General features: G+C 42.4%; 13 protein-coding genes. All 13 read right to left on the bottom strand.

Annotated features, from left to right (window positions below):
* Positions 1-7 precede the first annotated feature (7 nt).
* The 13 genes from E2K98_RS08500 to E2K98_RS08445 all read right to left on the bottom strand — a co-directional run bounded on the left by E2K98_RS08500 (position 8) and on the right by E2K98_RS08445 (position 16,147).
* The gene (locus E2K98_RS08500; RefSeq protein ID WP_133333830.1) at positions 8-1,294 is read right to left on the bottom strand and encodes an MFS transporter; all 1,287 of its coding nucleotides are present in this window, start codon (positions 1,292-1,294) and stop codon (positions 8-10) included.
* Between the two features lie 62 nt (positions 1,295-1,356).
* On the bottom strand, positions 1,357-2,532 hold the full coding sequence (locus tag E2K98_RS08495; RefSeq protein WP_133333829.1) for a M24 family metallopeptidase: 1,176 nt from the start codon (positions 2,530-2,532) through the stop codon (positions 1,357-1,359).
* Positions 2,533-2,573: 41 nt separating this feature from the next.
* A complete protein-coding gene (locus E2K98_RS08490) occupies positions 2,574-4,016 on the bottom strand; it encodes an aldehyde dehydrogenase family protein (RefSeq protein ID WP_133333828.1) in 1,443 nt (480 codons plus the stop codon).
* A 25-nt stretch (positions 4,017-4,041) separates the two neighbouring features.
* Positions 4,042-5,097 (bottom strand): homoserine dehydrogenase, encoded by a 1,056-nt coding sequence (locus E2K98_RS08485; protein ID WP_133333827.1) that lies wholly within the window; start codon positions 5,095-5,097, stop codon positions 4,042-4,044.
* The gene (locus E2K98_RS08480) at positions 5,087-6,322 is read right to left on the bottom strand and encodes a M20 metallopeptidase family protein (RefSeq protein ID WP_133333826.1); all 1,236 of its coding nucleotides are present in this window, start codon (positions 6,320-6,322) and stop codon (positions 5,087-5,089) included. Before E2K98_RS08480 ends, E2K98_RS08485 begins: the two co-directional genes overlap by 11 nt.
* Before the next feature lie 29 nt (positions 6,323-6,351).
* Positions 6,352-7,557 (bottom strand): cystathionine gamma-synthase family protein, encoded by a 1,206-nt coding sequence (locus E2K98_RS08475; RefSeq protein WP_133333825.1) that lies wholly within the window; start codon positions 7,555-7,557, stop codon positions 6,352-6,354.
* A gap of 15 nt (positions 7,558-7,572) precedes the next feature.
* Positions 7,573-8,577, bottom strand: a complete 1,005-nt coding sequence (locus tag E2K98_RS08470) for a cyclodeaminase (protein ID WP_133333824.1) — start codon at positions 8,575-8,577, stop codon at positions 7,573-7,575.
* Between the two features lie 25 nt (positions 8,578-8,602).
* A complete protein-coding gene (locus E2K98_RS08465) occupies positions 8,603-9,787 on the bottom strand; it encodes a M24 family metallopeptidase (RefSeq protein WP_133333823.1) in 1,185 nt (394 codons plus the stop codon).
* Between the two features lie 252 nt (positions 9,788-10,039).
* Complete coding sequence (gene eutB / locus E2K98_RS08460) at positions 10,040-11,044, bottom strand: hydroxyectoine utilization dehydratase EutB (RefSeq protein WP_133333822.1); 1,005 nt, start codon at positions 11,042-11,044, stop codon at positions 10,040-10,042.
* 173 nt (positions 11,045-11,217) lie between these two features.
* A complete protein-coding gene (locus E2K98_RS08455) occupies positions 11,218-12,906 on the bottom strand; it encodes a PucR family transcriptional regulator (protein WP_133333821.1) in 1,689 nt (562 codons plus the stop codon).
* A gap of 246 nt (positions 12,907-13,152) precedes the next feature.
* Positions 13,153-13,290 carry a hypothetical protein gene (locus E2K98_RS30845; RefSeq protein WP_165976215.1) on the bottom strand — a complete coding sequence of 46 codons (138 nt, stop codon included), beginning with the start codon at positions 13,288-13,290 and terminating at the stop codon, positions 13,153-13,155.
* A gap of 407 nt (positions 13,291-13,697) precedes the next feature.
* Positions 13,698-14,894: a hypothetical protein gene (locus E2K98_RS08450; protein ID WP_133333820.1), complete on the bottom strand. Its 1,197-nt coding sequence runs from the start codon at positions 14,892-14,894 to the stop codon at positions 13,698-13,700.
* Positions 14,895-14,965: 71 nt separating this feature from the next.
* The gene (locus tag E2K98_RS08445; protein ID WP_133333819.1) at positions 14,966-16,147 is read right to left on the bottom strand and encodes a M20 family metallopeptidase; all 1,182 of its coding nucleotides are present in this window, start codon (positions 16,145-16,147) and stop codon (positions 14,966-14,968) included.
* Positions 16,148-16,215: the final 68 nt, after the last annotated feature.

The following is a 16,215-nucleotide window of genomic DNA, read 5'->3' as shown; positions in this document are numbered from 1 at the left end:
CTTCTGTTTAGGCAGAGTGGGTGTCTGATTCGATTGCACCGTTGGTTGTTGCTTTTTTGATGGTTTTAGGTATGAGCATGATGGAAACTATGGCCATTAGTCCTGTCCCAATTAAATAGAAAGCCGGCATGAGGTTGTTTCCTGTAGCTGTTTGTAAGGAGGTGATAATGAATGGTGCACCACCTCCAAAGATGGCAGTCGAAACATTATAGGAAATCCCATAGGCACTGTTTCTTACTCGATCCGGAAACAACAATGGAATGGTCGAAGGAAATACCCCAATAAACATCGCAACAATGATTCCTAAGGCAAAGTAACCTACTATCGGACCAGCTGAAGATCCGCCTGAAACGAAAGCAATAATCGGAACCGCTGTAAAAATAGCTAGTAAGGATGATAAGAGCAGAAACCTTTTCCTGCCATAGCGATCAGCCAGGATACCAAAAATCGGAAAGAGAATCATCATGAACAACATCCCGCTCGTCGTAACCACAAGGGATTGCATTGTCGAAAGCCCCACCTGTGTCTCAAAATAAGAAGGAAGATAAGTTAGCAAGGTATAATAAGCACCATTGGCGAACGCCACATTTAAGAAGGCAATCGCAAGCGGCTTGCGAGCAGTTGAAAACATTTCTTTTAGAGGGTTCTTAGATAAAGTATTCTCTTTCTTCATCTGAATAAAAGTTGGTGTATCATCCACTTTCGTTCTAACATACATTCCCACTAATGCTAAAGGCAAGGAACAAATAAATGGAATCCGCCATCCCCATGCTGCCATATCGTCATGGCTTAGCCCGGACGTGAGCAACGCGACAAATATGGAACCGATAATGTAGCCGAGTAAAGATCCCGATTCTAGTAAACTAGTGAATAGCCCGCGTCTCCGACCAGGAGCTGATTCATTCATAAAGACAGATGCTCCTGTATACTCCCCGCCTGCGGCTAACCCTTGTGTCATCCGCATCAAAATTAATAATAGCGGTGCGAAAATACCAATGGACCCGTAACTGGGAATTAACCCGATAATAGCGGTTGAAGAGGACATTACCATAATCGTTACCACCATTACTTTCTTACGCCCCAAACGGTCACCAATCGAACCAAAGATTATTCCACCGAGCGGTCTAAAGAAGAACGAAATTGCAAATATCGCAAATCCGTATAACAAAGCTACTGAACTACTTTTTTCCGGAAAAAACTGAGCACCAATAAGAGCCGCAGTATAACTATAGATACCGTATTCATACCATTCAACTAGATTCCCTATTGCAGTAGCCATCGTAGCTTTCTTCATCCATGCATCATCCCCTTATTTAATCGAATAAATTTTATCCTTTTAACTTAAATTTTCCTTAACTAAACGAATTCCTTCAAGGTCAGGTCTCTTGGCATTTTGGCAAAGGTTTCGCAGCCTGATTCGGTGATCCGGATGGACTCACTCACTTCAAAACCATATTTGTCGAGCCATAATCCTGGAATCAGGTGGAATGTCATATTCGGCTGTAAGATTGTTTTGTCCCCTTTACGAATACTTACCGTGTGCTCGCCCCAATCTGGCGGGTAATTACAGCCCATTGAATAACCAAGCCGTGATTCCTTTACAAAGCCGCTTTTCTCAATTGTCTTTCTCCAGGTTTCTTCAATTTCCTCCGCCGCGATACCAGGGCGAATCATCTCAAGGCAAGCATTAATGCCTTCGACCGCCACCTTTGAAAGGGTTTCCATTTCTTCTTTTGGCTTACCAATTTGAACGGTTCGGGCTAGTGGGGAATGATATCTTTTATAGCATCCTGCCAATTCTAAAATAACCGCATCCCCGTCTTTATACCGTTCATCTGTCCAAGTCAAATGCGGAGTCGAGGTTTTTTCACCGGATGGCAATAGCGGTACAATCGCTGGATAATCTCCGCCAAATTCCTCCGTTCCCGTAATTTGGGTGTAAAAAATCTTCGCAGCTACATCACATTCCCTGACACCCTCTTGAATTAGCTCAATTCCTGCCTGCATCGCTTTTTCGGCGATCACAGCTGCGCGTTTCATATATTCAATTTCCGCATCGGATTTGATGAGGCGCACCCAATTCACCAGCAAAGTTGCATCTTGTAGATTAGCATTTGGCAGACCTTTTTTTAGTTGCTCGTAGCTTTTGGCTGTGAAATAATAGTTTTCCATTTCGACCCCTATGGAGCGATTTTCTTGGCCAATTTGCTTTAAAAAGCCAGCTACGAAATCCATCGGATGCTTGGTGTCTGAATGAATATAATCATCCGGGTAAGGAATGATATGGTCGCGATAGAGCCAGGTCGTTACCTTAGCAGCATTCGCATCCATTCCTCTTCCAATCCACATCGGCTGTTCTTCGTCAATGATGACAACAAGCATCTGATGCACATAAAATGACCAACCATCATAGCCAGATAAATAATTGATATTGGCCGGATCGGTGATGAGCAGGACATCAATTCCTTTTTGCATCATTCGTTCTTTCGTTTTCCGTATTCTCTCTTTATACTCACTTGTTGTAAATGACATAAGCGAATTTCCTCCCTGGTGGAATCAACTTTTTTTAAAAATTACTGATCTGATAACTTAAAGCACACGACCTTTGGTTCCGTCATTTCTTGGAGGGCAAACTTGATGCCTTCCCTGCCTAATCCAGAATTTTTCACACCGCCGAACGGCATCGCATCAATTCGATAATCACTGCTGTCATTGATCATAATCCCGCCCACATCCAATTTGGAAATGGCCTTATGAGCTTTTTCGATATTTTTTGTAAAAATTCCCGCCTGCAAGCCATACTCCACGCTGTTTGACTTTTGAATGGCCTCATCTAGATCCGCTACCGGGCAAAGAAGAACAACCGGTCCAAAAATTTCTTCTTTTGCGATGCTGCAGTTTTCAGGAACATTCGTCAAAACAGTAGGGGCGTAAAAGGCTCCGTTCCGTTTTCCGCCTGTTAGTAAAATGGCACCTTTTTCGATGGCTTCCTCAACCATTTTTTCAACACGGATCGCTTCTTTTTCGGTAATCAGCGGTCCCATGTCGGTAAGTACAGATTGTTTATCGCCAACATGATATTGCTCTGTTCTCGTAACAAATGCTTTTTGAAATTCTGCCATGATCCCCGCTTGGATATAAATACGCTGCACACCAAGACAATTCTGACCAGCAGCCCAAAAGGCACCAGATACGGACGATTCAACTGCATCTCCAAGGTCCGCATCCTCCAGCACGATGACAGGAGAATTGGAACCAAGCTCCATCCCAATCTTTTTCAAACCGGCTTTCCGAACGATTTCTTCTCCCGCTTCCAATCCTCCTGTAAAACTAATCATCCGAATCGCAGGATGTGTGACAAGGATGTCACCGATCTCACGGCCATGTCCGGTGATGACAGACAGCACATTTGGCGGAAGTCCTGCAGAGGAGAAGGCTTCTGCAAGCAATAGGGCACTTAGCGGTGTCACGCTTGCAGGTTTTACGATAATCGCATTGCCGGCCGCAATCGCCGGCCCAACCTTGTGTGCAACAAGATTTAACGGATCATTAAAAGGAGTAATCGCGGCAATAATTCCAATTGGAAAGCGATAGTAATACCCAACGCGATTCTCACTGCCAGCCATTTGATCAAAGGAGAGCGTTTCCCCATTTAATCTCCTTGCCTCTTCGGCACTAATTCTTAATGTTTGAATACAGCGGGCGGCTTCTTTTTGCGCTTCGCGAATCGTTTTGCTTCCTTCTTGACTGATGATTGAAGCATAACGCTCTTTATGTTCTTCAATATAATCAGCAGCCGCATGGATGACTCTGATTCTTTCGTGCACAGGCATGCCGGCCGCGATTTTGGCCCCTTCTTTTGCCGCCTCAATACATTCAAGCATATCTTCTTTAGTAGCTGCTGGAACGGTATCAATCAAACGATTATCCTGGGGGTCGCGCACTTCAATCACTTGATCACGCTCCACCCATTGGCCGCCAATCAACATCTTCTGTCCTCTGATTTGAACTGTCATCCCTTTCACGCCTTTCTATTTTTTATTAAACGACTACCGGTTTACGCTCACGGTTAATATGAATCAAGTCGATTAACAGAGAGAATCCTGTTTCTGTTTTACCAGCTCCAGCCCCGCTTAAGGTAACAGGCCCCAGCAGATCACATTCATACGTAATCGCATTGACAGCGCCGCCAATCGATGCTAATGAATCGGTAATCTCAACCTTTTCCGGTGCAACCGAAGCAGTCACTTCGCCGTTTTCCTTTTTCACTTTCCCAAGCAGCTTCCAGCGTTTTCCTTCAGCCTTCGCTTCTTCAATATCCTTTAATGAAATCTCGGTGATTCCTTTACAAGAAACGTCTTCTACCTTTAATGGAATATCCATGATATAGTTTGCTAGAATGACAACTTTATATCTTGCATCATAGCCTTCGACATCACTTGTTGGATCTGCTTCCGCATACCCAAGCTCCTGTGCCTCTTTCAAGGCTGATTCATAGGAAACGCCTTCTTGTTCCATCTTCGTTAAAATATAGTTGGTTGTACCATTCAAAATTCCGCGGATTTCCTTGATCTCATTTCCTGCCAGCGTTTCAATTGGCATTCTTAAAGATGGAGTGCCGCTCATTACTGTCCCTTCAAAGCCCCAATGAACCCCATTCTTTTCAGCAATTTCCGATAATTCTTTATAAGCAAGGGCAACGGGACCTTTATTGGTCATCACGACATTTTTTCCACTTTCAAATGCTGCTTTGCAGTGGTCAATCGCCGGCTGGCCGGTTTTGACATCCGTATAGGAAACTTCAATAACCGTATCTGCGTTTGTGGCCTTGATCGTTTGAAAACTATCCCAGCCTATGATTAAACCTGATGTCTGAGGATAATTTTCTAGACTTCCTGTCTCTCTTAGGGTTTTTAAAACAAGATCTAAATCTAGGCCATTCGGGTGATAGATCGACCCTTTGATAAAATCAGAAATCGCCACAACCGTTGCTTCGAATCCTTCTTTTTCCTTTAATTGTTCTTTTTTCTCGAGTAATATTTCTGCTAAGCCCTGACCAACAACGCCAAAGCCGATAAAGGCTAATTTATGCGCCATGTACCTGCACCTCCGTTTTTAAAGATTGGGATTTTTCTTTTAAAAAATTCACAGCCGTTTGCGTTAGAATCGCGGCACCAATGGATAAGCTGCTTTCGTCCAAATCAAAGATTGGTGTATGTAAATCCCGCTTCAGCCCATCCTCTGTCCCGCTTCCTAGGAAAAATAAGGCTCCTGGCAGTTTTTGCGTCACATAGCCAAAATCTTCTCCGCCCATCCCAAAGGGACGCTTAACAATTTGAAAATCCGGATACATTTCATCCATTGCCTTTAAAAATAACTCGTTCACATGAGGGTCATTGTTTAAGGCAGGTTCGCCTCTTTCCACTTCAAGTGTGTAGCTTCCGCCCATTGGTTCCACAATCGACAGCGCCTTCTTCAGTTCTAGACTTAATAAGTCCCGTACTTCAGGCGTATAGCTGCGGATTGTCCCAGAGATGAAAACCTCACTTGGAATGATATTGCTTGCCGTTCCGGCATGGATCTGACCAATACTGATGACACCCGCTTCCAATGCAGGAATTCTGCGGGCCACAACACCATGTAACGCCTGCATCACAAGTCCCAACATCCAAACCGGGTCTGTTCCTAGTTCAGGATAGGCACCATGTCCGCCGCTTGCAAAAATTTTCGCCGTAAACACGTCGACATTGGCCATACTATACCCATTATTCACCTGGGCCGCTCCAACCGGAAGCCATGGGCACATATGCAGGGCAATCGCTGCGTCTACATCATCATAAGCGCCCGCTTGAGCCATGTACGGTGAACCGGAAAGTCCATGTTCATCAGTGGCTTCTTCTGCTGGTTGAAAAATAAATTTAACGGTGCCTTGAAGCCCTTCTTTTTCAAATTTCTCTGCTAGAAGATGGGCGGCACCTAGCAAGATGGTGGTGTGGGCATCATGACCACATGCATGCATGACACCTTCATTTTTCGATTGATAGTCAATCGTATTTTCTTCCTTAATCGGAAGAGCGTCCATATCCGCACGAATAGCTATCACGGGTCCTTCCCCTGATGTTAGCGTTGCAACAACACTCGTCTCGACGCCAATCCCGGTTTCCACCCGTAAACCCTTTATCTTTTTTAGTGTTTCGGCAACAAATTGGGAGGTCCCGAACTCTTGAAAACTGAGTTCGGGATGTTGATGAAAATGGCGCCTCCATTCAATCAGCTGCTCGCTCAATGCTTTTGCTTGAACTGCTGTAGGATGATTTTCCATCCGTTCATTCCTCCTACTGATTTGGAAGTCTATTTCACTTTTAAAAGATTTTCAACGTGAGTAAATGCTTGTTCAAAGTCTGCAATGATATCCTCAATATCTTCAATACCGCAAGAAATACGAATCAATCCTTCAGGTATTCCCATTGCAGCACGCTCTTCTGGTGTACACTCAACGTGGCTAGTTGTACGAGCAGGTCCAACAGTTGTTTCAACTGCACCTAAGTTCGCAGCACAGTTGGCATACTGTAATTTGGGAAGAAGATCACGAACCGTATCAACACCGCCTTTTACTGCAAAGCTAAGCATACCGCCGAAGTCTCTCATTTGTTTTTTCGCCACATCATGATGTGGATGTGTTTCAAGACCTGGATAATAAACCCCTTCCACAAGATCCTTCGTTTGTAGGTATTTCGCTAGTTTCATAGCATTCTCACATTGTGTGCGTACACGCAAGTGAAGCGTTTTCATTCCGCGAAGGATCAGGTACGCTGCCATTGGGTCCATTGTCGCGCCGTTAATTTCACGGAAGTGATAAATTTTTTCCACTAATTCTTCAGAACCACATACAACGCCGCCTAATGCATCTGCGTGTCCGCCTAGGAACTTAGTTGCACTATGAATAACCAAATCAGCACCTAAGGAAAGTGGATTTTGGTTCATTGGAGTTGCGAACGTATTATCAACAATCACTAATGCTCCAGCCGCTTTACCTGCTTTTGCCATCCGTTCAATATCAGTAATTTTTACAGTTGGGTTTGTTGGTGTTTCTAGGTATAGAATTTTAGCGTCGCCTTTCGCTACTTCACGCTCGATTTGCTCATGGTTTCCTGTTTCACATAACACGACTTCTACGTTCTGACGCGGAAGGAACTCTGTAAAAATTTTATTTGTGCCGCCGTACGTATCTTTAATGGAAATAATCTTGTCTCCAGGTACTAAAAAAGTGGAAAGTGTGTTGCTGATGGCAGCCATTCCTGTTGAAAAGCTTGTTGCTGCTTCTGCGCCTTCAAGGATTTTGATTTTATCTTCAAACGCCTGTACTGTTGGATTCGTGTTACGTCCGTAGATATGACCTTTCTTTTTACCGATTGCGACATCATACCATTCGTCCATATCGTCATAGCCATAAGCAACACTCAATACCACTGGTACTTGAGTTGCTCCATGTACTAAATAATCCTTTTCTCCAGCCCATACTGCTTTCGTTCCCATTTTCGCGTTTGTGTTCGTCATTAAAACCACTCCTCATTAGTTTTTTTGTAAAATTTTATTGTTTTCGATGGTTATGCCTTTGTTTCTTTTCACCATTTCTTTATAAGCAAACAGGGCAATGGCTGTATCCTGTACACCCGTTCCTGTTAGATCACATACGGTAATTTGTTCATCGTTTTTACGTCCGGCCACCCACAAGGAAGTTAGGTCACCTAATTCGACAACCTCCGACTCCTCCGAGAGGACACCAGCTGTAAGAGCATGATGCAGTTCCCCTAACCGGGCACATTGAGCTTTTGTATCACAGACAAGAATGTCTGCTTTTGCTAAAACTTCGGCTTCTAATTCCTGCTTATGCTCAGCATCCGATCCCATCGCAGTAATATGTAGACCAGGGTGCAGCCATTCGGCTTTGATGATTGGCTCTTTTGCCGGGGTGGTGGTAATCACAATGTCACTATTCCGGACTACCGCTTCAGCGCTGTCAACGGCCACAACTTTAATTCCTAATTCAGCAGTCATTTCTTCCGCGTATTTCTTTGCGCGTTCAGATGACCGGGCGTACACGAGGACCTTTTGAAACTTCCTTACAATATTCAGTGCCCGCAGCTGATATTTTGCCTGGCTGCCCGCTCCAATGATCCCGGCGGTTTCAATCGTATTTTTGGCAAGATAGGATGCTGCAACCGCTCCAGCTGCCGCCGTGCGGACATCGGTTAAGTATCCATTGTCGAGTAAGACGGCTTCCGGAACCCCGGTTTTTGTGTTAATCAGGATCATCATCCCATTACCACTTGGCAGCCCAAGAAGATGATTATTGAAAAAGCCAGAAGAGATTTTGATTGCAAACATTTCTTTTTCCTTGATATAAGCCGTTTTTACATCGACTTCACCGTTTTGATCGTCAATATCCACTCTCATAATCGGCGGCATGGAAACTTGATCTTGTGATAAGCTAGTAAAAGCATCTTCAACCACTTTTACAGCCTCAGAATTTAATGAAACAAATTGCTTTAGTTCCTGCTCTGTGAAGATTCGCATCGTGTGATTCACCTCCATTTAAGGTTTACTTTAAAAGCTGATGCCCCTTTAACGTCAAGTCTCTAGGAAGCTTCGCAAAGGTTTCACATCCAGTTTCCGTAATCCGAACGGACTCGCTCGCTTCAAAGCCATATTTGTCAAGCCACAATCCTGGAATGAGATGGAAGGTCATATTAGGCTGTAAAATCGTCTTATCGCCTTTTCTGATGCTCATGGTGTGCTCGCCCCAATCTGGCGGGTAATTCAAGCCCATTGAATAGCCAAGGCGTGATTCCTTCACAAATCCGCTTTTCTCAATTGTTTTTCTCCAGGTTTCTTCAATTTCTTCAGCCGCGATACCAGGACGAATCATATCCAAGCAGGCATTAATGCCTTCAACTGCAACACTCGAAAGAGTTTTCATTTCATCTGTAGGGCGGCCAATCTGAACGGTTCTCGCGAGCGGTGAGTGATATCGTTTATAGCAGCCGGCTATTTCGACAATAACAGCGTCCCCGTCTTTATAGCGATCATCTGTCCAGGTTAAATGCGGTGTCGAAGTTTTTTCTCCGGATGGCAATAATGGAACAATCGATGGATAATCGCCGCCAAATTCTTCGGTACCGGTAATCTGGTTGTAAAAAATCTTCGCAGCAACATCGCATTCCCTTACGCCTTCTTCAATTAGATCAATTCCTGCCTGCATTGCTTTTTCAACAATTTTGGCTGCGCGTTTCATATATTCAATTTCTGCATCCGACTTGATTAAACGGACCCAGTTGACGAGTAGGGTTGCGTCTTGGAAAGTGGCATTTGGCAGCCCCTTTGTTAACTGCTGATAGCACTTTGCCGTGAAATAGTAGTTTTCCATTTCCACACCGATTGAACAGTTATCTTTGCCAAATTCTTTTAATCGATCGGCAACAAAATCCATTGGGTGTTTAAGATCGGATTGAACATATTCATCAGGATAAGGAATGATATTATCATCCGTTAGCCAAGTCGTTACTTTTGCTCCGTTAGCATCCTGGCCGCGTCCAATCCATTTTGGCTGTTCCTCATCAAGCATGACAACAAGCATCTGATGAACGTAAAACGACCATCCGTCATAACCGGAAAGATAGTTTAGATTTGCTGGGTCTGTAAGTAGGAGAACCTCAATTCCTTTTTCAGCCATTCGTTCTTTTGTTTTGCGGATACGTTCTTTATATTCTGTTATTGAGAATGACATAAATCTTGTTCACTCCTGTTTTGTTATATTTATTTTTAGAATATTTCTATTTGTTTGTATTATATAAAACTGTTAAAAGCTTTTTCATCTGACATTCTGTATGAAAGATTTTGCTAGTTTCTAGTCAAAATTAGCAAAAAGTAAGTGAAGATTAATTTTATCAGCGAATTTTCGAGATTTATCAGCATTTCTGACCAATTTATCAGCGAAACGAAAAAAACGCTTTCTTCCAAAAAAACACAAGTGACAAAATCACTTGTGTATTGAAAGATATTTTTCGATGACCGAATGGACAATGGACAGATCGACATTTTGACCGCTGATAATAACAGCAACATCCCCTTCTTGGTGTAGGATTTTATTGCCTAAAATAGCTGCAATTCCTGTTGCTGCAGCACCTTCCATCATCATTCGGTGTTTGTCCATCATAAAAGCCATGCCAAAAGCAATTTCCTCTTCTGGAATTAGAACGACCTCATCCATATATTTTCGGACCATTGGAAAGGTATATTGATTATCGAGGCCGATTCCACCTAGTAAACTATCAGCGAGTGTCTCGCTTTCCGGAAGCACGACTGGCTTACCCGCTTTTAAACTCTCATACATCACAGCTGATTTTTCCATCGAAACCCCCGTTACGCGGATTCCTGGATCATTGGATTTCACTGCCAAGCCAATTCCAGACAGCAGTCCGCCGCCCGAAAGCGGAACAATTACATCGCTTAGATTGGGGATGTCCTCCAATAATTCCAGCCCAATCGTTCCTTGACCTGCAATCACATACGGGTCATCAAATGGCTCAATAACCGTTAATCCCCTCTCCCTCTCGAGCTCATAACAGCGCACACCTGCAGCATCCTGGCTGTCACCGACGATTTCAATATGTGCATCAAGCCTTTTTAAGGAGTCGACTTTTGCCTTTGGCACCCGATTGGAAATACAAACAACCGCATTAATGCCAAGCTTTTTTGCTACATAAGCTACCGCCATGCCATGATTTCCGGTTGAGTACGTTGCAACTCCTCGTTTTCTTTCTTCCTCACTTAAGCTTAGGATTTTATTGGCTGCTCCCCTTACTTTAAAGGCCCCAACTTCATGAACGTTTTCGAGCTTTAAATACACATTGCGGCCAATTTTTTCTGATAGTATGGACGACTGGATGACTGGTGTTCGTTTGATGAGCGGACTAATTCGTTGTCTTGCTTCCCATACGTCCCGAATTTTCATTAATTCTTTTTTCCTTTGTATAGCTGTCATGGAACCAACCTCCGTGCATTTTACTCTAATCCTAAGTTTTTGGTACTGGGATATCAATTGTCAAAACTGTCGATAACTAAGGCGGATTTTTCATACACTTTGAATGAAAAAAAGCAGGCAATGAAGTGACTTCCATTTCATTTGCCAGCTTTTTATAAAATGATCTGCGAAATTTATTGCCCCATTTTCCAAGTTTTTATGCTCAAATCTAATAAAAACAAATCATCTGGGTCAACAAGTGACAGCCCGGTTAACTCTTCAATTTTTCGTAAACGGTAAAGTAAGGATTGCCGATGCAAAAATAATGCTTTCGCAGTCTTACTTACATTCCCCTGATAATGATTATAGGTACTGATGGTATCAATTAAATCAAGATTTCGCTGTTTGTTATATTCAACGAGCGGTTCAACGGTGGCTGTAATGATTTCTTTCATTTCTTGGTTTTGAAAGAGGGTGAGAAGGATTCGGTCGATCCTTGTGTTTTCATACATCACCCGGTTTCCGATTCCTTTTTTATTCCTGCTGATATTTAGGGCGGTCAGCGCATTTTGATAGCTTTCCTTAAAACCTAAAACCCCTTCATTATAATTGCCAATCCCCCAAGAAATCACCACCTTTGGAAGTAAACTGCGCAGGCGGCGATCGACAAGATCTAAAAAATTGGTTACGCTTTCTTTTTTGTTTTCTAAAGAAATTTCAATCATAACGATCAGCTTTTCTTGTTGATAGGTAATCATCACTTCTTTATTCAAGGACTGGGCAGCATAATAAATTTCTTCTTTTATATAATGAATCATGCTGTCAACCCACTGCTGATAAGCCATTTCATCCCAATTGTTTTTCTGAAAAAGCTTTTTTAAATTTTCCGGCACGCCAATCAAACAAATATAGGGAAGATTCAAGTTATAGCCGACAATTTCAGCTCTGGAATTTGCTGAATCCCAAGACGTAAATTCTCCACTCGTTAATTCTTTGACAAAAGAATCGTGAAGAATGGATTTTGCCTCTTCAACAGCATTTTTTCTTGAAAACCACAAAGCGATGGTTGTGACAGCATGCTCTAATACATTGACAATATACTGAGTTAAAAACTGATCTAGCAATACCTCAGACGGCAAGATGACGAATAAATAGCCCAGGGTATTTCCTGAGACCTGAATGACGGGGAGCTGTAAGATGCAATATTCGTCAATATAAATGGATTGGATTTTTTGAATCATTGGATCATGTGACGACCTTAGCGTTGGCTTCCGCTGGGGAAGGACCCCTTTTACAGCATAACCTCGCCAATATTCGAGAAAATTGGGGGCATCTTTACTTTGGGCCTGGATGGTCCCAATTTGGTCGGTTATTACAATTGGGTACTCTATACACCCGTATAAATAATTCGAAATACAAGTTAGACCGGTCTCGGTTAATATTAGATTCAAAAGCTCCTGCTGAACTTTTTCAGATCTTCTGCTTTCCTTATAATTGACATCATTTAATTGAAGCATGACTTCCTCAATGATATCAGAAAAGCGCAATTCCCACGGCAGCTCAATCAGGATTAAATGATTCTGATGCGCTTTTTCAATCACTTCATTTGGAATCTCAAAAATATGACGTCCTAAAGCTACTGCCAGTGCGGAAGCCTCAGAATCGATCACATCTTGTACAAATTTTTCAAATTCCTTCACGTTTTGACCGCAGCCGATTGCTGTAGTTAACACAAATTCATTCTTTCGTACAAAACTTTCTACCGGCATTTCCATAGCAGAAACCCATTGAACCTCTTTTTCCTGTACCAAATCTTCCCCGGCAACCACCATAGCGTCCTTCATAATCTCTAACTGTAAGATGTCATTTACAAGTAATCCCATGGAACCTCCTGTCCTGCTGCTAACTCTTTTATTATCCACGTATAATATTATTCTAACAAACTCTGACTACTCAGTAAATTATGTAAATTTATTCGACAAATTTCGGGTGGTGACAGGCACCGCTCTTTTTCAAAAGCATCCGAGTGTGCTAGTCCCCAAACAGCACAAAAAAACGGTCATTTTATTTTCAGTAAAATAAAATGGCCGCCTTTATGGTTTGGTATTTTTCATATTTTTTTTCATATTTTATTGGTTCGCCAATTTTTCTTCGACATGGTCTGGAAGATGATCACAGAGCTGGTTGAACAAATAAGTTAAATAGGAATGAAGTTCAAATCGGTCTTCCTGTACAAAAAGATCAAACAAGTTTTTATGTTTCTCCACGTTTTTTTACCCCTTTCTTTTTCCTTCGCTGGATTTTCTTTATAAAATTTTACTAATAGATTGTTCGTTCTGCAGTCACTACATACCTAGTAATCAATCATGATAGTATCGGCCCCACCCTACGCTCAATACCATGATGGCCACGCGCGCCATCCACCTATCCACATTATAATTGAAAACGTTTACATATTCAAAGAATATTATATTACAAGTTTTGACAAAGTGACCGGAGTATAGAAAAACTGCCTACTTGGACAAGCGCTAAAGCATTGCCACCTAAAAAAGCAATGTATAAAAATCCAATTATCCTCTTTAATATACAACGAAACAATGGCTTTTAAAACAAAAAAAGAATTCGACAAAAATCGGGTGGTGACAGGCACAGCCCGATTTTTGTCGAAACCACCCTATAAAAATCCTACAAATATTCCTGCTAATATGACGGAAACGATTGTGACGGAGATGAATCCGCCGACGAGCATGGGTGGCAGCATGTGGCTGGTCAACACTTCTTGTTCTTTTTCGTCTTTGGTTAGGGATTTGATGACTTCGTTTGTGATGATGTAGTCGGATGGGAATCCGTATAGTGCTGTTAACGATACGGCAAAGGACATGTGTTTGCTGACCCCAAGGACCTTTCCAATGATAAATGAGAAAATGTACATTCCGATGACACCTAACACAATACAGCCGATCAACGGATATAAAATTTCCATAATCATCCCTGGCGTTGCTCTTTGCAGCGGATCGAAAACAAACAACATGAGAACCATGATCGCAATTCCAAAACCATTCGCTTTTTGCAGTACATGCCTTTCAAGGAAGCCGACACTTCGTGCAATAACACCAAATAATAAACATAAAACAAATGGACTAATGTCGACGACTGGCTTCAATAAAGTGGAAACGATGAAGGCTAAGAATCCGACAAATGCAAGTCGTAAGAATTTGAAATAATCAGTATTATATTTATCAGGCAAATTTTTAAATAATTTAAGTTCCTTTGGTTCCGCGACAGCTGTAGCGGCAACCTCCTCATTTGCTTGAGCCATACCCAATTGACCGCTGCGATACTTCTGAAGAAGATTTCTTCCTTCTTTTTTCAATACAATCGAAGTAAGTGGATAACCGGCAAATCCTTGCATGACATAAATGACGATGGCAAAGACGGATAACGTTGTAAGCCCTGCTTCCTTTGCCCCTTCCGACATAATCAAGGCAGATACTAAGCCGCCGACTAACGGCGGAATCGCAACAACAATGGTTTTAAAGCCAAAAATAAAGGTTCCAATTCCAAATAATAACGCAATGATTCCGGCAATCCCTGCAAGCGAAATGATAATCGTCTTCCATTGTTTCTTTAATTCCTTTAAAGAAAGTAACGTGCCCATATTGGTAATCAATAAGTAGATCATCATTGTCGCTACAACCGGCGGCACACCCGCTAACTCAACAATATTCTTCGGGAAAAATGTCCAATAGCCAATCAAGAATAAAACCGCACTGATAAATACAGAAGGAATCCAAGCTTTGGTCTTAACCGCCACAACGTCTCCAATAAATAAAATAAGAACAACAATTACTAGTGCAAGCATTTGAGACATAAGAATCCCTTCTTTCTTTTTTTATTTTCGTAGGCACTAGACCCTTCAAAGATCAAGTGCCTAACCCCAATTTATTTTTTATTATTCTCCAAATATGTTAATGTAGCTGCTCCTAAAACTTTAGCAGCAATTAACATACCCTTTTCGTCAATGTTAAATTTCGGATGATGGTGTGGATAGGTTTCGATCCACTCTGGGCTTTGGCCGCCTGTGTTGAAAAACGCCCCTTTCACATGTTCTAAATAGTAAGCAAAGTCTTCGCCACCCATTAGCGGCTCGATTTCCCTCACAGCGGTAACACCAGGAACGGTTTCAGCAAGATTCGCAACGAACTCCATTTCTTCCTTATGATTGACAAGGGCTGGATAGCCTTTTTGATATTCATAAGTGTATGTGCAATCAGCAGTAATACAAGTTCCTTTTATAACCCTTTCAATTTCCGCTTCAATAAATTCCCTTGTACTTTCTTTAAAGGTTCTAACGGTACCCTGAAGGAAAGCCGTATCGGCAATCACATTCGATGCATTTTTCGCTTCAAACGAACCAATGGAAATAACGGCTGAATCGAGCGGATCGACTCGGCGTGAGACAATCTGCTGAATAGTTCCGACAAGTTGCGCTCCAATCACAACACTGTCCTTTGTTAAATGCGGCTGGGATCCATGTCCGCCGCGGCCTTGAATTTTCACCTTAAAAAAGTCTGCTGCTGCCATCATTGGGCCGGTCCGGTATTCAATCGTTCCAACAGGTGTTGGGGACCAAATATGCTGGCCAAAAATGACATCGACACCCTCTAAACAGCCATCTTCAATCATTGCAATCGCGCCGCCTGGGAGAAGCTCCTCTGCGTGCTGATGGATAAAGACGACATTCCCTTCGATTTCATCCTTCATGCAGTTTAGCACTTTAGCGAGTCCGAGAAGGGTTGCTGTATGACTGTCATGTCCACATGCATGCATGGCACCTGGCACTTGCGACTTGTACGGAACATCGGTCTCCTCCTGAATTGGCAATGCATCAAAATCAGCACGTAAGGCTACGGTCTGTCCAGGTTTACCACCATGCAATGTAGCAACAACACCATTGCCGCCTACACCTGTCCGGACTTCATGTCCCAAATTCCGATGATACTCGGCAATATATTTGGCTGTATTCTCTTCCTGAAAGGAAAGCTCAGGATGTTGATGTAAATAACGACGAATTTCTACCATTTCTTCGTATGCCTGATCCAATAATTCATAAAGCTTGTTCATTTCATTGACCTCCTATATAAAAAAATTACTGTGTATGTTTTTCTACTATACTAAAAAGTATAAAATAT

The sequence above is a fragment of the Bacillus salipaludis genome, from assembly GCF_004358205.1.
Note: the sequence above shows the minus strand (reverse complement) of the source record. Positions and strands in the feature narration are given on the sequence as shown.